At 55.9% G+C, this 18,428-nt stretch carries 17 protein-coding genes and 1 pseudogene; 10 read left to right on the forward strand and 8 right to left on the reverse strand.

Going from position 1 to position 18,428, the window contains the following annotated elements:
• Positions 1-45: 45 nt before the first annotated feature.
• The 3 genes from A8O29_RS11680 to A8O29_RS11690 form a co-directional block, all read right to left on the reverse strand.
• Positions 46-846, reverse strand: a complete 801-nt coding sequence (locus A8O29_RS11680) for a MipA/OmpV family protein (protein WP_125353561.1) — start codon at positions 844-846, stop codon at positions 46-48.
• Positions 847-984: 138 nt separating this feature from the next.
• Positions 985-1,500, reverse strand: a complete 516-nt coding sequence (locus A8O29_RS11685; RefSeq protein WP_125353562.1) for a hypothetical protein — start codon at positions 1,498-1,500, stop codon at positions 985-987.
• Positions 1,501-1,581: 81 nt separating this feature from the next.
• On the reverse strand, positions 1,582-2,535 hold the full coding sequence (locus A8O29_RS11690) for a LysR family transcriptional regulator (protein ID WP_125353563.1): 954 nt from the start codon (positions 2,533-2,535) through the stop codon (positions 1,582-1,584).
• Positions 2,536-2,663: 128 nt separating this feature from the next.
• On the opposite strand from A8O29_RS11690, the gene A8O29_RS11695 reads away from it, so the two are divergent.
• A complete protein-coding gene (locus A8O29_RS11695; RefSeq protein WP_125353564.1) occupies positions 2,664-4,094 on the forward strand; it encodes an MFS transporter in 1,431 nt (476 codons plus the stop codon).
• 9 nt (positions 4,095-4,103) lie between these two features.
• Here the strand turns inward: A8O29_RS11695 and A8O29_RS11700 are convergent, their stop codons facing one another.
• From A8O29_RS11700 to A8O29_RS11710, 3 genes are all read right to left on the reverse strand, one after another.
• On the reverse strand, positions 4,104-4,643 hold the full coding sequence (locus A8O29_RS11700; RefSeq protein ID WP_125353565.1) for an NUDIX hydrolase: 540 nt from the start codon (positions 4,641-4,643) through the stop codon (positions 4,104-4,106).
• Between the two features lie 97 nt (positions 4,644-4,740).
• Entirely contained in the window at positions 4,741-5,169 is a 429-nt protein-coding gene (locus A8O29_RS11705; RefSeq protein ID WP_125353566.1) for an OsmC family protein, read from the reverse strand.
• 56 nt (positions 5,170-5,225) lie between these two features.
• Entirely contained in the window at positions 5,226-6,278 is a 1,053-nt protein-coding gene (locus tag A8O29_RS11710; protein WP_125353567.1) for an NAD(P)-dependent alcohol dehydrogenase, read from the reverse strand.
• 260 nt (positions 6,279-6,538) lie between these two features.
• Here A8O29_RS11710 and sra point away from each other — a divergent pair, with 260 nt between their 5' ends.
• The 5 genes and pseudogenes from sra (at position 6,539) to A8O29_RS11735 (ending at position 13,291) form a co-directional block, all read left to right on the forward strand.
• Complete coding sequence (sra, locus tag A8O29_RS11715) at positions 6,539-6,679, forward strand: stationary-phase-induced ribosome-associated protein (protein WP_125353568.1); 141 nt, start codon at positions 6,539-6,541, stop codon at positions 6,677-6,679.
• A gap of 195 nt (positions 6,680-6,874) precedes the next feature.
• Entirely contained in the window at positions 6,875-8,572 is a 1,698-nt protein-coding gene (locus A8O29_RS11720; protein WP_125353569.1) for an NAD-dependent malic enzyme, read from the forward strand.
• 319 nt (positions 8,573-8,891) lie between these two features.
• The gene (locus A8O29_RS11725) at positions 8,892-10,610 is read left to right on the forward strand and encodes an ABC-F family ATP-binding cassette domain-containing protein (protein WP_125353570.1); all 1,719 of its coding nucleotides are present in this window, start codon (positions 8,892-8,894) and stop codon (positions 10,608-10,610) included.
• 231 nt (positions 10,611-10,841) lie between these two features.
• Positions 10,842-11,852 (forward strand): alcohol dehydrogenase AdhP, encoded by a 1,011-nt coding sequence (adhP, locus tag A8O29_RS11730; RefSeq protein ID WP_110508167.1) that lies wholly within the window; start codon positions 10,842-10,844, stop codon positions 11,850-11,852.
• A gap of 117 nt (positions 11,853-11,969) precedes the next feature.
• A pseudogene (locus tag A8O29_RS11735) lies at positions 11,970-13,291 on the forward strand (IS4 family transposase).
• Positions 13,292-13,364: 73 nt separating this feature from the next.
• Here A8O29_RS11735 and A8O29_RS11740 read toward each other — a convergent pair.
• Positions 13,365-13,874 carry an RrF2 family transcriptional regulator gene (locus A8O29_RS11740; RefSeq protein ID WP_174081308.1) on the reverse strand — a complete coding sequence of 170 codons (510 nt, stop codon included), beginning with the start codon at positions 13,872-13,874 and terminating at the stop codon, positions 13,365-13,367.
• Positions 13,875-14,006: 132 nt separating this feature from the next.
• On the opposite strand from A8O29_RS11740, the gene A8O29_RS11745 reads away from it, so the two are divergent.
• The 4 genes from A8O29_RS11745 to yddG all read left to right on the forward strand — a co-directional run bounded on the left by A8O29_RS11745 (position 14,007) and on the right by yddG (position 16,887).
• Positions 14,007-15,209 (forward strand): NAD(P)/FAD-dependent oxidoreductase, encoded by a 1,203-nt coding sequence (locus A8O29_RS11745; RefSeq protein ID WP_174081309.1) that lies wholly within the window; start codon positions 14,007-14,009, stop codon positions 15,207-15,209.
• Positions 15,210-15,425: 216 nt separating this feature from the next.
• Positions 15,426-15,704, forward strand: a complete 279-nt coding sequence (locus A8O29_RS11750; RefSeq protein WP_174081310.1) for a type II toxin-antitoxin system RelE/ParE family toxin — start codon at positions 15,426-15,428, stop codon at positions 15,702-15,704.
• Positions 15,704-15,994: a HigA family addiction module antitoxin gene (locus tag A8O29_RS11755; protein ID WP_174081311.1), complete on the forward strand. Its 291-nt coding sequence runs from the start codon at positions 15,704-15,706 to the stop codon at positions 15,992-15,994. Before A8O29_RS11750 ends, A8O29_RS11755 begins: the two co-directional genes overlap by 1 nt.
• A gap of 14 nt (positions 15,995-16,008) precedes the next feature.
• On the forward strand, positions 16,009-16,887 hold the full coding sequence (gene yddG / locus A8O29_RS11760; RefSeq protein ID WP_174081312.1) for an aromatic amino acid DMT transporter YddG: 879 nt from the start codon (positions 16,009-16,011) through the stop codon (positions 16,885-16,887).
• On the opposite strand, the gene A8O29_RS11765 is transcribed toward yddG, so the two are convergent.
• Positions 16,888-18,378: an MFS transporter gene (locus A8O29_RS11765; RefSeq protein ID WP_174081313.1), complete on the reverse strand. Its 1,491-nt coding sequence runs from the start codon at positions 18,376-18,378 to the stop codon at positions 16,888-16,890.
• Between the last annotated feature and the right edge of the window lie 50 nt (positions 18,379-18,428).

Here is an 18,428-nt window from a genome sequence, read left to right on the forward strand (position 1 = left end):
TCACACCTCCCGCTGCCGTTCAACCGTCGAACGCGCTGTTAGTCTCTACCAGGTATAACCCACCCCGGCAATCACATAAAACTCACCGCTGTGCTGCACTATTGGGCTGTCAGCGATGTCTTTGTCGTAAAGCTCATAGTTCGCCGCGAACAGACCCAACCAGTGCGGGCTGAAACGGTAGGACGTCACCACCGCCGCCATCGGCGAGAAGGTCGTGCCGGTATCCCAGGCTTTACGCTGCGGCGTCGCTTCTTCTTTCGAAACCCCGCCAAAATAGTAGTTCGCCATATTGTGGCTGCGGATCATCATCCCCATTCCCGGCATCACCAGCAGATTGTCTCTGATTATCGGGAAGTCCGCCCACAACAGCAGTTCCTGACCGTTACTGCGCCCGGTGACATCGCTGGCGAAACGGGCGGTCAGCAACGCATACGGGGTAATGATCGTCCCGCCGATCCCGGCTTCAAACTCCCCTTTACGCTTATCCATACCGTGGAGGAAATCAGCGTCAGACGGGTCAAGGTTTCCAAAGCGGTAGCGGCCGTAGCCATACAGCGCGACGTTATCGTCCAGATGGAAATAGTAGCGAGCGCGATCCCCGAGATACATCAGGTTATCGCCAAAATAGAGGCCGCCCGGAATAAAGTAGGCGCTATTATCCTGATCTTTATAACGCGCCTGGCCGCCTAACGTCGCGGCACCGACCACAAAGCCTTTTGGTACTGGGCTTTGCGGGTTATCTCTCGCCAGAATATCCATCGAGCCGAGATCCACTTCGGCAGCGGCACAAGTACTGAACAACCAGAGCGCGCTCAGTGCGGCTAAGGCGTTGCGGTTTAGTGTCATTATCATTCCTGAACGTGCTGTTGGCTTTCATTCGTGGCAAAAGTGCAGCACAAATGACCAGATAAAACGTAAATTTAACAACCCATTAATCTAGACTGACGGGCGTATAAAACCTATTTTTTTTAACACAGGATCGTCTTAAATCCCTTTTTGCGTCCGGGTAAAGTAGCATTGCAGATAGCGGGTAAATTTGCCGATAAAACTGCCCGCAAATAACCCGCCGACCACCACCGCCGTGGCGCTTATCCCCGGTTGTTGCAGGGTCTGCGCCGACACCGCCGCCATCACGCCGAACACATATTTAATGGCAAATGCCGTCATCATCAACGGCAGCGCGGAATAATCCGCCGAACGGTTAATCGTGCGCGGCGCACTCCCGCGACTCAACCTCTCTGGTTTAATCAGCCAGTACCCCAGCGCCGCCCCAATAATCAGGACCGCTATCCACAACATCACCACGCCAAGTGTCAGATGCCGATAAAGAACAAGATCATACAGATCCCACGCCAGAAATATCAGTGGAATAATGGACAACCGTTCCAGCGTCACCGTCGCGGGCTGGCGGGCTTTGATCCCACGAATCAGCAGAAACACAAACAGCACGTAGACCCAAATCGGCGTACCGATCAGCATATGTGCAACAAATTCGAGCATTTACTGTTCCCGGATGTATGAAACGGAGCCCTGCACCCCATGTTGAGAAAAAGTCTGGCACAACGTTAAATACTTTGCGAATCAGGTGCATTGATTACGCTGTCGCACCTCGCATAAATCACGTTGCTCAGAACAGTGCTTCTGACACACCGCCAGAACCGTTTGTCTCAGCCAGCGATGCGCCGGATCCGCTTCCATGCGGGGATGCCACAGCTGCGAAATGGTGATCGTTCGCGTTTTAAACGGTAGTTCAAAAGCGTGTAGCCGGGACTGATTGTCGGTTTGAAACAGAAACGACGCCGGAACCAGCGCGATCAAATCTGATGCCTTCGCCACCGCCAGCGCCGATGGGAAACCCGGAACCACGCTGACAACTTTGCGCGCCAGCCCCAGTTCCGTCAGCGCTTCATCAACCGGACCCGATGGCTGACCCCGCCGAGAAGCAATCACGTGCCCCCACGCAATGTACTCCTCCACGCTCACTTGCGCTTTCCCGGCCAAGGGATGCCCCTGGCGAACCACGCCGACGAAACGATCGCGATACAGTGCCTGCACGCGAATTTCCGGCCCCATATTGCTCAGTACGCCGATCTCGAGGTCCACCAGTCCTTCACGCAAAAAGCGTGAGCTCTTTTCAGGCTTCGGTGAAAAACGCAGGCAGACGTCCGGCGCCATGGCCGCCACTGCGGCAATCAGTGGCGGGCCGAAGGCTTCGATAAAACCGTCGTTCACGCGCAGCGTAAACACGCGTTCCAGTTGCGCGATATTCAGCTCCGACGTCGACGGTTGCAGCACCGCCCTGGCCTCCAGCACGGCGTTACGCGCCCGGTCGCGGCTGGCCTCGGCGTAAGGCGTCAGCACCATATTTCGCCCCGCGCGCACCAGCAGCGGGTCGCCGGTGACGTCGCGCAAGCGGCTCAGTGTTCGGCTCATGGCCGAGGTGCTCAAATTCAGACGCCGGGCCGCTCCGGCCACGCTCGCTTCGGTCAGAAGCGCATCCAGCGCAATCAGCAGATTAAAATCCGGATCGGTCATCGAAATGTTCCCTCAGCTTTAGATAAGGCGTTTGATGCAACTATACAGTACCAATGCTGTGTCTTCCGCCTTCTTTAGCCTCGACATAGACTTTCCCCATCAAAACACCTACTAACGAGAATACTGTGATGGAACTCTTTTCTGACAAACCGGGCGACGAAGGCCTGCCAGGGAGCGAACGGGCATTTGCGATGGCAGCGGTAATGACTTCCACTCTGATGGCCGTGTTTGACGGTTCGATGGTGAATATCGCCTTACCGCAGATGGCGCAATCTTTACAGGTCGCCGCGCCGCTTGCGGTCTGGTTCGCCAACGGCTATCTGCTCTCCGCGGCCATGACGCTGGCCATCTTTGCCGCGCTCGCCACCCGCTTTGGCTTTCGTCCAGTCTTTATTTTCGGTTTGAGCCTGTTCACCCTCACCTCGCTCGGCTGTGCGATGTCGACTTCGGCAGAGATGCTTATCGTGATGCGCGTCCTCCAGGGCGTTGGCGGCGCGGCGACCTTAAGTATTGCGCCCGCGATATTACGCTCGGTGTTCCCCGGTCGACTGCTCGGACGCATTCTGGGGCTGAATGCGCTGTTAATTGCCGCCAGCACCGCCATCGCCCCGGTATTAGGCGGCACGCTGCTCGGTACGCTGAGCTGGCAATGGCTGTTTGCCATCAACGTGTTGCCGGGCATGGTGGCGCTGTTTCTGGCCGTTAAAGCTATTCCCCATAAACCGGCCATCAGCGACCAGCGGTTTGATGCGATTGGGGCCGTGCTGTCTGCGACCCTGCTCGGGGCATTGATCATGGCCGCCAACGGTTTTGCTGATCCGCACGCCGCCGATCACACGCTCAGTACCACCGTAATGGATTGGGGTTTACTGGCGTTGGTCAGCGGGACGGCGTTCGTCTGGCATATTCGCCGGGTGGCAAAACCGTTGCTGCCGCCGGTTATCTTCACCTCCGGGCGTTTTTCACTGGCGGCGCTGACCTCGCTGGCTTCGTTTATCAGCCAGGGGATCACGTTTGTCGCCCTGCCGTTCCTGTTCCAGAGCGTGTACGGCTACAGCGCATTTACCTCTGCGCTGCTGTTCACGCCATGGCCAGTGGGCATTGTGCTGGTTGCGCCCCACGCAGGACGGCTGGCGGATAAATACTCGCCGTCGATTATCTCGACCATCGGTTTGCTGGGGTTTGTTATCGGTTTAGCGTTGCTGGCAACGTTGCCCGATCACGCTGCAGCCTGGGATATCGGCCTGCGTAGCCTGGTATGCGGGATGGGATTTGGCTGTTTTCAGAGTCCGAACAATCGCGAAATGTTGTCCAACGTATCGCGGGAATACAGCGGATACGCCTCAGGCGTGTTGGCGATAATGCGCACCTTCGGGCAATGTCTTGGCGCGGCGTTAGTCGGTGTGCTGCTGGCAGTGATGTCCTCCAGTTCACACCTCGCGCTGGAAGCCCAGGCCGTGAAGATGAGTTTGTGGGTAGCGGTTGCCACGTCCGGGCTGGCAATCCTGTTTAGTCTGAGCCGCCTGCGCCGTAAACAGCCACAAAACGCGCAGACATAAGTGACAACGTCACACAAAGCCTTGAAGTTTTGCCAGTAAGAATGCCGTCACCGAGGTCGCATCGCTAATTTTTCCCTGCGCAATCAGAGTTTCAAATTCAGCGATCGGCATCTGGCGGCAGGTCAGCCCCACTTCTTCGGCATCGAGCTGCTGGGTGCTGGAGACAAAATCCGTCGCCAGCCAGATGTAATAGCCCTGGCTGGAGTAGCCCTGAGCCAGTTTTTGATAGCCAATCAGCTCAATTCTTTGCGCCAGCAAACCGGTCTCTTCCGCCAGTTCACCCCGGGCGACGGCAATCGGATCGGCATTCGGGTCCAGCTCCCACGATCCCTGCGGCAATTCCATCGTGCGTACGCCAAGCGGATAACGATACTGTTCCACCACCCAGATAAACCCTGCCGACACCGGAACAATTACCGCAAAATCAGGCTTCTCAATCACCGAATACACACCGTGCGAACCGTCAGCGCGTTCAATACGATCTTCTTTCAGACGCATCCATTGATTACTGTAAATCTCCTGCGAACTCAGGGTCTTAATTTCACTCATAGGATTCATTTATGATTGTTGAAAATAAAAAGCCCGCAATTAGCGGGCTATCTCTGCCGTAGGCCTGGCCAAGCGTGCGCCGCCGGGCATTTTCTCGTTAGTTGAGCTGATAATCGAGAGTGATTTCAGCTTTCAGGACCTGAGACACCGGGCAGCCAGCTTTTGCTTTCTGGATTATGCCATCGAAGGTGCCAGCATCGATATCCGGTACCGCGATTTTGCTTTGCAGTGCCACTTTGGTTATCGAGAATCCGCCGCTGACCTGATCCAGTGAGACCGTCGCTTCGGTATCAATTGAGGTCGCCGTAAACCCGGCTTCGCTCAGCATCAGCGAAAGCGCCATCGAGAAACAGGAGGCATGCGCAGCCGCAATCAGTTCCTCAGGGTTGGTACCCTTCGCACCTTCAAAGCGGGTGTTAAACCCGTACGGTTGCTGGTTCAGAACGCCGCTCTCCGTCGAGACGGTGCCTTTGCCACGTTTCAGATCGCCTTCCCAGTGTGCCTGACCTTTCTTGTGGATCGTCATCGTTCACTCCTATTATCCGTTTGGGGTACTAAGTATAGAACACGCCTTTCAGGCCGTTAGCCGTAGGCGTTGAGAGATGCCATATCAATCACGAAGCGGTATTTCACATCGCTTTTCAGCAGGCGCTCGTACGCCTCATTGATATCCTGAATTCTGATCACCTCCACGTCCGCCGCGATGCCTTTTTCCGCGCAGAAATCGAGCATCTCCTGCGTCTCCGCGATGCCGCCAATCGCTGAACCCGCCACCGAGCGGCGGTTAATCAGCAGCGGAATGGTGTTCACTTCCGGCAAATCGCCGAGCAGACCGACAAACACCAGGGTGCCGTCGAGGGTCAGCGTTGGCATATACGCATTAACATCATGCGTGTACGGGACGGTATCGATAATCAGATCAAACTGATTTTTCACGGCGTTCATCTGTTCCGCGTCTGTGGAAAGCACCACATGGCTGGCGCCCAGGCGACGCGCATCCGCCTCTTTCCCCGGCGAACGGGTAAACAGCGTCACTTCCGCCCCCAGGGCGTGCGCCAGCTTCAGGCCCATATGTCCGAGTCCGCCAAGGCCAATCACGGCGACTTTGCTGTTGGCATCAATCTTCCAGTGACGCAGCGGCGACCAGGTGGTGATCCCGGCGCACAGCAGTGGCGCGGCGCCTTTCAAATCCAGCCCGTCAGGAATGCGCAGAACGAAATCCTGACTCGCAAGAATGGTTTGGGAATAGCCGCCGTAGGTGGTCTGGTGGTCGTGACGATCCTGTCCGTTGTAGGTCTGGGTGTTGCCTTCTTCGCAATACTGCTCCAGTCCGTCTTTACACGGTGAACAGGTGCGACAGGAGTCGACCATACAGCCAATGGCCGCGAGATCGCCGGGCTTAAACTTGGTCACGCTGTCACCGATAGCCGTCACCCGACCGACAATTTCATGCCCCGGAACAAGGGGATAGGTACTGAATCCCCAGTCGTTGCGAGCCTGGTGTAAATCGGAGTGACACACGCCGCAGTACAACACCTCGATGGTCACATCGTCCGGACGCGGTTCGCGACGGTCAAAGGAGAACGGGGCCAGCGGCGTGGTGGGATTTTGTGCTGCATATCCTAAAACTTTCATGGAGTGACCTCACGATGAACAAAACGGGGAAACCTCCGCGCGAATCAAAAAGCATAGTTCAGGCACAGGACAGTGTGACGTTCGTCGCACAAAGGGTTAAATCTCAGAGAGTTCCTGAAAGTGTTAGCGGGTGTTGCTATTTCGAACAGAATGGTCAACTATCAATCTCGCAGGCAAAGAAATTATCTGCGCTAAGGGTAAATTTCGCCCGGTACCTCCGGGATTGACCTTGAAACCATTCACAGGATTAAGGAGTCATCATGAAATCGAACCGTCAGGCACGTCATATCCTCGGCTTGAACTACAAGCTTTCAAACCAGAAAAAAGTCCTTATCGAAGGCGATGCGGAAACCCAGCATAACCATACTCATGCCACCGGCCGCAAACGCCGCACCGAGTAACATCCCGGCTTTTCAGCCCTTTCATCGATAAAGACCGACACCATCGTTTACATAAGATGGTGTTTTTTTTAGTTTCTGAACCGCAGCGTTTACCCTTTTTATTAACACTTGCTTTATACTTTGCCGCGCCGAAGTACCCGCCAGCCCTCTCGATTCGCCTACCTGGGCAGGCCGTGATGACAAAGGATCAGTGAGATGTTACTCAACCATAAAAACAATCGTTCTCTTTATATCCCCTATGCAGGCCCCGTTTTACTGGAGTTTCCACTCCTCAACAAAGGCAGCGCGTTTAGCCAGGAGGAACGTCGCAACTTTAACCTCCTAGGCCTGTTGCCCGCCGTCGTGGAAACCATCGAAGAACAGGCTGAACGCGCCTGGATCCAGTACCAGGGTTTCAAAACCGAAATCGACAAACATATTTACCTGCGCAATATCCAGGACACCAACGAAACCCTCTTCTACCGTCTGGTCGAAAACCACCTCGACGAGATGATGCCCGTTATCTACACCCCGACCGTTGGCGCCGCCTGTGAGCGTTTCTCCGAGATTTACCGCCGTTCCCGGGGCGTGTTCATCTCTTACGAGAATCGTCACAACATGGACGACATTCTGCAAAACGTTCCCAACCACAACATCAAAGTGATTGTGGTTACTGACGGTGAGCGCATTCTCGGCCTCGGCGATCAGGGCATTGGCGGCATGGGCATTCCTATCGGCAAACTGTCGCTGTACACCGCCTGTGGCGGGATCAGCCCGGCGTACACCCTGCCGGTGGTACTTGATGTCGGCACCAATAACCAGCAGTTGCTCAACGACCCGCTGTACATGGGATCACGCCAGCCGCGTATTACCGACGACGAGTATTATCAGTTTGTCGATGATTTCATTCAGGCGGTAAAACAGCGCTGGCCGAACGTGCTGCTGCAGTTCGAAGATTTCGCGCAGAAGAACGCCATGCCGCTACTGAACCGCTATCGGGACGAGATTTGCTCTTTCAACGATGATATTCAGGGCACCGCGTCAGTGACCGTCGGCACGCTGATTGCCGCCAGCCACGCGGCGGGCAGCCAGCTCAGCGAGCAGAAAATTGTCTTCCTTGGTGCTGGCTCTGCCGGTTGCGGGATTGCCGAGCAAATCATCGCGCAGATCCAGCGCGAAGGCCTGACCGAAGAACAGGCGCGTGCGCGCGTGTTTATGGTTGACCGCTTCGGCCTGCTGACCGACCAGATGCCAAACCTGCTGGCGTTCCAGAACAAGCTGGTGCAAAAACGCGACAATCTGAAAAACTGGGATACCGCAGAAGACGTGCTCTCCCTGCTGGACGTGGTGCGCAACGCGAAGCCGGACATTCTGATTGGCGTCTCCGGCCAGACCGGGCTATTCACCGAAGAAATCATTCGTGAAATGCACAAGCACTGCCCGCGCCCTATCGTGATGCCGCTGTCTAACCCAACCTCTCGCGTCGAAGCGACGCCGCAGGACATCATCAACTGGACCGAAGGCTGTGCGCTGGTTGCCACCGGCAGCCCGTTCGCGCCGGTGACGTGGAAAGATAAAACTTATCCGATTGCCCAGTGCAACAACTCGTACATCTTCCCGGGCATTGGTCTGGGCGTGATTGCCTCCGGTGCGTCGCGCATCACCGACGAAATGCTGATGTCGGCGAGCGAAACGCTGGCCAAGCACTCCCCGTTGGTGAACAACGGGGAAGGTCTGGTGTTGCCGGAGCTGAAGGATATTCATACCGTCTCGCGGGCGATTGCGTTTGCGATTGGCAAAATGGCCCAGCAGCAAGGCGTGGCGGTGAAAACGTCGGCCGAAGCCCTGCAACAGGCGATTGATGACAACTTCTGGCAGCCGGAATACCGTAGCTACCGTCGTACCTCGATTTAACATTTATGCCTGATGGCGCTGCGCCTACAAGAAATCGTAGGTCTTGCAGGCGTAGCGCCAATCAACAATCCCCGCTACACTCTTTCCACCCATTAATCTGCTGAATATAAAAAGGAGGATCCCATGCTGTATTGTGAAAAGTTTACTTTTTCACGTACTTTTGGCGATCGCACCTGCTCAAGCGTTATCCGTACCGTGCTGCGATAACTTCTGCTTGAGCGAAGAAAACCAAGACTGAATCCCTTCCCTCGGCTTACCGGGTTATCGTCGGCGTTAACTGACGAGGCGTTCTTACGCCAGTAACACTTGAGTAAGTTCTATGACCACATTATTAAGTACCCACTCGCTGTGCAGCGAAACGGCCTTCGGCCCCCTGTTTACTGACCTCTCTTTTACGCTGAAAAAAGGCGATCGCGTCGGGCTGATTGGCTATAACGGCTGCGGCAAAAGTACCTTGCTAAAACTGCTGGATGGCACTGAGGCGCCTTCTTCCGGCTACGTGTCCATTGCCAACCACTGCCTGCTGGCCCGCGTGGAACAGCATCTGCCTGAATCCCTTGGCCCGCTAACGATGCTCGATGCGGTGCTGGATAACATTCCCCTCGCGGAGCGAGACGTTCAGCGCTGGCGTGCCGAAGCGTTACTGGCGGAAATGGGTTTCAACGCCGATGACTGGGCGTTAACTGCCGCTACGCTGAGCGGTGGACAGCATACGCGTCTGCTGCTGGCGCGGGCGTTGATCACCTCTCCGGACCTTTTGCTGCTGGACGAACCGGGCAACCACCTCGATCTCCCTACCCTGTTGTGGCTGGAGCGTTTTCTCAACGGCTGGAACGGCAGTTTTGTCGTCGTTTCCCATGACCAGCAGCTGTTGGATAACGTGACCAACACCAGCTGGATCCTGCGTGACCACAGACTGCACAGCTTTTCCCTGCCCTGTAGCGCCGCCCGTCAGGCGCTGATGGAGCAGGATGAAAACGATGCCCTGCGTTTCAAAGCGGAACAGAAAGAGATCGACCGGGTGGCCGCCAGCGCCAAACGGCTGGCGGTCTGGGGCCACGTGTATGACAACGAAGACTTGTCGCGTAAAGCCAAGCAGATGGAGAAACAGGTTGAACGGCTGAAGGCGAGCCAGACCGACGTCACCGCAGGCAGTCAGTGGCGATTGCAGCTGCATGGCGATCTGCTGCGCGCCGACCGGCTGCTGGAGCTGGAAAATCTCTCCGTCTCACCGGCGGCCGGACTCGCACCTCTGTTTAGTGCGCCGATGGCACGGCTGAAGAGCGGCGATCGGGTGGCGGTGATTGGCCGTAATGGCTGCGGGAAATCGTCGCTGCTGCGGCTTATCTGGCAGCAATATCAGGCTGGCGTTCTGGCGGAAGGATTAACTCTCCATCCGCGCGTGGCGCTGGGTTATTACGATCAGACGCTGCACCAGTTAGCGGATCACGCCACGCTATTTGACGCACTGGAGCCGTTCGCGCCCGCGCCAGAAACGCGAAAAATGGCGTTAATCAGCGCCGGTTTCGCCTGGGCAAGGCAAGGCCAGCGCGTCGATTCTCTGAGCGGCGGCGAGCGTTCCCGGCTGTTATTCGTCGGCCTGACGCTGGCCCGCTACAGGCTGCTGATGCTCGATGAACCGACCAACCATCTCGACATGGAAGGCAAAGAGGCGCTGGCGGAAACGCTGCAAACCTTCGCTGGCGGCGTGCTGTTGGTGAGCCACGACAGGCACCTGATGCAACAGAGCTGTAATCGTTTTTGGCTAATTGAAAACGGCGTGCTGGAGGAATGGCACGATGCCGATGCGGCGTGGGACCGGCTACGTGAACCGCTCCCGGTCGTTGCAGATTCGAAGCCCGTGACCGCAACGGAAACGGCATCAGACGCCACAGACAATTTACTGGAAGCCCTGCTGGCGCTCGAAACGCAGCTGGCTGACGACCTGGCGCGTAAACCAAAGCATCAGAAACCTCAGCTTCAGGCCCAGTGGCGGCGTGACATTGACGTGCTAACGGCGCGTCTGGACTCGCTGTAATTCCCTTTTCAGGCACCTTCGGGTGCCTGTTTTTTTGTCTGAATGCGCAGTGATTCATAAACCTTGTTTATGGTTTATGAAATATTAAACACGACTAATAATTGTAAAATTATGACGTTATGTTGCGATGGGCTTGCTAAATCAGCGGAATACTTTAACTCTAAAGGGGTAACGGCGTGCTTCCCGACGCCGTACCTGCATTGCAGATTTTCATCCAAAAAGGAGACATACATGAAGGCTGCTGTTGTAACTCAAGACCATCAGGTCAATGTGACTGAAAAAACGCTTCGTCCGTTGAAGCATGGCGAAGCGCTGCTGAAGATGGAATGCTGCGGCGTTTGCCACACCGACCTCCACGTGAAGAATGGCGATTTCGGTGATAAAACCGGCGTCATTCTGGGACACGAAGGGATTGGGGTCGTGAAAGAAGTCGGCCCGGGCGTCACCTCTCTGAAACCTGGCGACCGCGCCAGCGTGGCGTGGTTCTTCGAAGGCTGCGGCCATTGTGAATACTGTAACAGCGGCAACGAAACGCTCTGCCGCTCGGTGAAAAATGCTGGTTACAGCGTCGACGGCGGAATGGCCGAAGAGTGTATCGTTACCGCCGATTACTCGGTAAAAGTACCGGACGGTCTGGAATCCGCGGCGGCCAGCAGTATCACCTGTGCGGGCGTCACGACCTATAAAGCAGTCAAAATGTCCGGGATCAAACCGGGGCAGTGGATTGCCATTTACGGCCTGGGCGGTTTGGGTAACCTGGCGCTGCAATACGCAAAAAACGTGTTCAATGCCAAAGTCATCGCCCTGGACGTCAACGATGCGCAGCTGAAACTGGCGGAGGAAATGGGCGCCGATCTGGTGATCAATTCCCGCAGTGAAGACGCGGCGAAAATCGTGCAGGAAAAAACCGGCGGCGCGCACGCAGCCGTTGTCACTGCCGTAGCAAAAGCCGCGTTCAACTCCGCGGTCGATGCGGTGCGCGCCGGTGGCCGCGTGGTGGCCGTTGGCCTGCCGTCAGAATCCATGAGTCTTGATATCCCGCGCCTGGTGCTGGACGGAATTCAGGTCGTGGGTTCGCTGGTGGGCACCCGTCAGGATCTGATTGAAGCGTTCCAGTTTGCCGCAGAAGGCAAAGTGGTGCCGAAAGTGACGATGCGTCCTATCGGCGACATCAACGCCATTTTCAAAGAAATGGAGCAAGGGCAGATTCGCGGCCGTATGGTTATCGACCTGCGTCATTAATCCGTTCTTAAACGACAAACGGCGCCAAAAGGCGTAATGCCGATCAGTTAAGGATCGGTTGACCGATCCGGTGGTTGTGCAAGAATCCGTAATCTCTCCAGGGATTACGGATTTTTTATGTTACTCAGCCAGGCCTTAGATACCGTCCATAAATTTTCTCCGCAGGAGTTTGCTGCCCTTGCAGACCTGCTTTCTCCTGAACTGATTGATGAATGCCTGGCTGACACCGGCGTCGTCACTCTGCGTAAGCGTCGCCTCTCCATGGAGATGATGGTCTGGGCGGTTACCGGCATGGCCCTGTTCCGCTCCCACTCCATGACCCAGCTGGTCTCACATATGGACATTCTTCTGCCGGGTAACCGGCCCTTCGTTGCACCCAGTGCCGTTGTTCAGGCCCGCCAGCGGCTCGGCGAGGATGTCATCCGTCTGATGTTCGAAAAACACGTCAGCTCTGGTTTGAAAAAACACCCCTGTCTCACTGGAACGGCCTGACGCTAATGGCCGTGGACGGTACGTTGTGGCGTGCACCTGATACCCCAGAAAATGACGCAGCCTTCGGCCGTACTGCCAATGTGAACAAGCAGTCCGAATGGCCACAACTGCGCATGGTCTGCCAGATGGAAGTTACCAGCCATCTGCTGTCTGCGGTGGCCTTCGACAGCGTCTCTGAAACCGGTGAAACTGACCTTGCGGCACAGCTTATTGACCGGACGCCGGACCACTCACTGACCATCATGGATAAGGGCTTCTATGCCCTGGGCCTGCTGCATCGCTGGCAGTCATCAGGCACGGAAAGGCACTGGATGCTGCCCTTACGCAAAGGCGCGCAGTATGAGGAGGTGAGAAACCTGGGCGCAGGGCAGAAACTGGTGAGAATAACGCTGTCGCCGCAGGCGAAAAAGAAATGGCAGGATGCACCGGAAACCCTGACAGCAAGACTGGTCAGCAAGGAAGTGAACGGCAAGACGGTGCAGATACTGACGTCGATGTGCGACCCGCTCAGATACCCGAAAGCCGATATCGTGGACCTTTACAGCCAGCGGTGGGAGATAGAGCACGGGTTCAGGGAGATGAAGCAGCATCTGCTGAATAATGAACTGACGCTGCGGAGTAAAAAGCCTGCGCTGGTGCGTCAGGAGCTGTGGGGCGTGGTGCTGGCGTATAATCTGTTGCGCTTCATGATGGGGCAGATGGCGTACAGTCTGAAAGGCGTGGAGCCATATCAGATGGGCTTTAAACAGTCAGCGTTATATCTGTGCAGCCACCTGCGTTTACTGCCGGGAGTGGCGCCGGGAAACTCCCAAGGTCATGGCCGAAATACTGAGTATGGCCTCAAGCTTCGTGCTACCAGGGCGAAGAGCACGGCATTACCCGAGCTGTCGAGAGCTGTAAAAAAGAGGCCGCAACGTTATCCGTTGCGGCCTCCTTCAAAAGCTTAACTGACAAGCATTACGCCAAAAGGCGCCGTTTTTATACCGCTATAACCCCAAAATAATTCGGTGACGGGTATTCTCAGGCTTTACTCCGACGATCGTTAATCCACTGCTTAACTTCAATGGTGAACGTCTCCGGCGCTTTGCGAAACATTTTACGCGCCAGGTCCAGGATTGTATGGCGGGCCAGTTCTTCTTCCATCCGCTGTTGCGCGCTGTCCATTACCGAACGCACGCCGCAAGGGCCATCGCACACCCATGAAGGCGGCGCTTCATCGAACACGGCCAGACGCTGGCGGATTTCGCGGCACTCAAACATCGATTTGTCACCGTCGATGGCATGCACAATATCCAGCACGCTGATCAGTTCACTGGCTCGTGCCAGCCGAAATCCCCCGCCCTTGCCTTCTGAACTCACCACCAGCCCAGCGCGAGATAGACGGGTAAATATTTTCGCCAGATAGTCATAAGGCACGTTCTGCAGTTCCGCCAGCTCACGCACATTCATTTCACGCGCATCGCCATTCGCATCCACCATGCTCATCAAGCTGTGGATCCCGTACTCCACGCCAGAACTGTAAAACGCCATTTTATGATCCTCTTCGGTTTATTCACGGTGATGATAACTCAGATACTCAGAAAGATCTTGTCGGAGTTAACTCCGACAAGTATAGTGGCAGTTATTGGGGCCGAGCGGCCTGAAAATGCAGAAGGACAAAACATGAAACAACGTATTCTTATCATCGGTAGCGGTTTCGCAGGTATGTGGTCTGCCGTCAGTGCGGCACGTCTGGCGCACCTGCAGGGCAACGATTCTTTGGAGATCGCCGTGCTGGCACCGCAGCCTGAACTGCGCGTCAGACCGCGTTTTTATGAAGCGAACGTTTCGACGCTGACCGCTGATTTGCAGCCGCTGTTTGCCGAACTGGATATCCGTTTCATTGCCGGTCACGCCGAACGTATCGACGCCACCGAGAACAGCGTGTGGTACAAAACACCTGATTCGCAGTCGACCTTTATGACTTACGATCGCCTGATTATCGCCAGCGGCAGCCACCTGCATCACTTCGGGATCAAAGGCATCGCTGAGCACGGCTTCGATGTCGATCAGATGGACTCTGCTCAGCGTCTGGAAGATCACCTGCACGCGTTGGCAAACCAGCCGGAAAGCCCTGCCCGCAACACCGTGGTTGTTTGCGGCGGCGGTTTCACCGGCATTGAACTGGCCACTGAACTTCCGTCTCGTTTGAAAGCGCTGTTCGGTGAAAATACAAAGACCAAAGTTGTCGTAGTAGAGAGGGGTTCTGAGATTGGTGGCCGCTGGAGCGAAGCGCTGCGTGAAGTGATCCGAAACGCCTCGGACGAACTGGGGATCGAGTGGCGTCTGAACGCCGGTGTGGAAGTGGTCGATGCTTCCGGCGTTACATTGCAGGATGGCAGCCGGATCGACGCCGCAACCGTGGTCTGGACGGCGGGTGTCAAAGCCAGCCCGTTGGGTGAAAACCTCACTGCAGACCGCGATGCGCTGGGTCGTTTTGTCGTCACCGAAGAGTTGCAAATCCCGACTTACAGCAATATTTTCGCGACCGGCGACATGGCACATGCGAAATCCGACGATATCGGCAACACCGCATTGATGACCTGTCAGCACGCCATTCAGCTCGGGAAGTTCGCCGGCCATAATGCCGCAGCCAGCCTGCTTGGCGTGGAAGGTTTGCCGTATCGCCAGGTGAATTACGTGACTTGCCTTGATCTCGGTGCGTGGGGCGCGGTCTACACCGAAGGCTGGGATCAGCAGCTGAAACTGGTTCGCGAAGACGCTAAAAAGCTGAAAATTGCTATCACTAACGAGCTTATCTATCCGCCAAAAGCTGATCGCGAAGTGGCCTTTGCCGCCGCCGACCCACTGGCTAAATTCGTGTAGATTTTCTGAGCATCAAAGCACGTCCATAATCCGGCCCTGGCGCCGGATTTTTTACTTTTTGCGGCCATGATTCAGCAATTTCCCCCCTGTTCTGCGCCTCACGTCCTTTTTCATCGCAAACTCACCGTAGTTAATTCATTCGTACGCAAATTAACCGTTGCGTATTACGAAACATGGCATAGTATGTTCCTCGTGAAGGAACAAGGATGACAATGGATGATCATGAGTTTCCGGCACAAAGGATTACGTAATTTGTTCTTTTTTGATGAGGCAGCTGGCGTCTTGCCCAGCCATGTTAAGCGCCTGCGTAACCGGTTGACGGTCCTTGATTCCGCGACAAAAGCCAGCGATCTCAACCTGCCAGGTTACCGGCTGCATGCGTTAACCGGCGATCGTCAAGGTGTCTGGTCAATTACCGTTTCAGGAAACTGGCGTTTGACGTTTGAATTTTTCAACGGCGACGCTCACGTGCTTAATTACGAGGATTATCACTGATGAAAATGGCCAACCCGTCCTCTCCCGGCGACATCATTCAGGAATCACTGGACGCACTGAATGTCAGCCTGCGTGAATTTGCCCGCGCAATGAATATCGCTCCTTCTACTGCCAGCCGTTTAATTACCGGAAAAGCCGCATTAACGCCGGAAATGGCCATCAAACTTTCGGTGGTTATCGGCAGCTCCGCCGAAATGTGGCTAAATCTGCAGACCAAGTGGAGCCTGGCCGACGCGCAAAAGCGTGTTGATACTTCCGGTCTGAAACGCCTGGCTTCGTTTTCAGGATGAACAAGATTACGCTCATGACAAAACAAAAAGCCACGCTCATCGGACTGCTGGCTATTCTGCTATGGAGCACAATGGTGGGCCTGATTCGCGGCGTCAGCGAAGGCTTAGGCCCGGTCGGCGGCGCAGCGGCGATTTACAGCTGCAGCGGGCTGCTGTTACTCCTTACCGTCGGTTTTCCTCAACTCAAAACCTTTTCCTTTCGTTATTTAGTGGCAGGCTGCGTGCTGTTTGTCACCTATGAAATCTGCCTCGCGCTCTCTCTGGGCTATGCCGCCACTCGTCAACAGGCGATTGAAGTCGGGATGGTCAATTACCTCTGGCCAAGCCTGACTATCGCGTTTGCCATTCTGTTCAACGGACAGAAAGCCCGATGGTGGGTTGTGCCGGGGCTGCTGATTTCCCTGCTCGGCGTCAGTTGGGTATTGGGGGGTGAGAACGGTCTGAACCTGGTGGAAATAAAGCACAATATTGCCAGCAGCCCGCTCAGCTATATTCTGGCGTTTTGTGGGGCTTTTATCTGGGCGACGTATTGCACCGTTACCGCCAAATACGCCAAAGGCAAAAATGGGATTACGCTTTTTGTTTTACTGACCGCGCTTAGCCTGTGGGCTCAGTATTTTTCCAGCCCTCAGCCTGAAATGATTTTCAGCTGGCCGGTAGGGATTAAGCTCATTCTGTGTGCGCTGTCGTTAGGATTTGCCTATGCGGCGTGGAATATCGGTATTTTGCACGGCAGTGTCAGTTTGCTGGCGGTGGGTTCTTATTTTACCCCGGTACTTTCTTCTGCGCTGGCGTCTGTTCTGCTCAGCGCCCCGCTCTCCTGGGCCTTCTGGCAAGGAGCCTGCATGGTATGTGCAGGCTCCTTGTTGTGCTGGTACGCAACGCGAAACTAGTTACACGGTCTGGCGCGCTTTCGCCAGGCCAAACCAAATCCCGACCGCCAGAATCAGCATCATGCTACCGGCACTGAACAACGCCACGCTGTGCGAGGTAATAAAGGCGCTTTTCGCTGCCTCGGCAACCGAATCCGCCAGCGTCGGCGTCAGCGTCTGAGCCAGCTGCATCGCTTCTCCGATCGACGACCCCGCCCGGCTGGCAGCCTCTGCATTCAGCCCTTCCGGCAGGATAATCGATGACGTATAGCTCCGGGTCAGAATCAGGCCAAACAGCGCAATCCCCAGACCGGCACCCAGCTCGTAGGCCATGGTTTCGATAGCCCCGGCTGCGGCCGCTTTTTCCCTTGGCGCTGCCGCCATGATCGCTGCCGTCGAGGCCAATAAGGCGCTGGCGGCGCTAAAGCCTAACAGCGTCATCAGGCCCCACGCCTGCCATTGCTGGGTGCTGAAATCGGTCATTGACAAGCCGAGGAAGCTGAATGCGCTCAGCGCCATACCGCCGGTTGCCACCTGACGCAGCCCCAGACGCGATACCATAACCCCGGCAATCGGGCCGCTAAAACCGCTGGCGAGCATTAACGGCAGCATAAACAGCCCTGCCTCAAACGGCGTTTTACGGTGCACAAACTGCAGCTCCTGCGCCATCAACAGCTCGAACCCCACCAGCGTGATCATCGCCGTGACCGCCATCATCACGCCGCTGAGAATAATGCGGTGCGTGAACAGGCGCATATCGATCATCGGCGTGCGGGCATTCAGCTGGATACGCACGAAGGCGGTGAGCAGCGTCGCCCCGAACAGCAGCACAAGGCCGACCATCCACAGCGCCATCACGCCTTTCATTGCCGTTTTCGCGCTCCACACCAGCAGCAAAATAGCGACGATCAGCATCAGCGCGTGGCTGAAATTCAGCGGCTGTTCCCGGCGCCCCGCCTGGCGAGGAACCACCCGGGCGCTAAGTGCCATCACAAACAGTACGATCGGAACGTTGATCAGGAATACGGCGCCCCACCAGAAATGCTCGAGCACGATCCCGCCGATCAGCGGACCAAACGCCGCACCGCCGGACCCTACTGCGGCCCACATACCGAGCGCCATATTACGGTGGCGCGCTTCGCTGAAGGTATTGCGGATCCCGGCGAGCGTCGCCGGCACGATCATCGCCGCACCGATGGCCAGCACCGCACGTGCCGCAATCAGCCACTCGGCGGTGGTCGCAAACGCCGCGCACAGCGAGGCCAGACCAAACAGGCCGCTACCGATAAGCAGCAGACGCTTAAAGCCGATGCGGTCGCCCAGCGCGCCCATCGGCAGAACCATACCTGCCATCACCAGCGAGTAGATATCAATGATCCACAGCAACTCGTTGCCGCTGGCCCCGAGCGAGACGCTCAGCGTCGGCGCGGCGACGTGCAATACCGTGGCATCAATTGCTACCGGGATATACACCAGTACGATAGCAACCAACGTTAGCCATTGACGAAACATAATCTTTCCCTCTTCAAAACCAAACTGGACACTTGTCCAGATTGCGATCC

Source organism: Scandinavium goeteborgense, assembly GCF_003935895.2.
Classification (GTDB): Bacteria; Pseudomonadota; Gammaproteobacteria; order Enterobacterales; family Enterobacteriaceae; genus Scandinavium; species Scandinavium goeteborgense.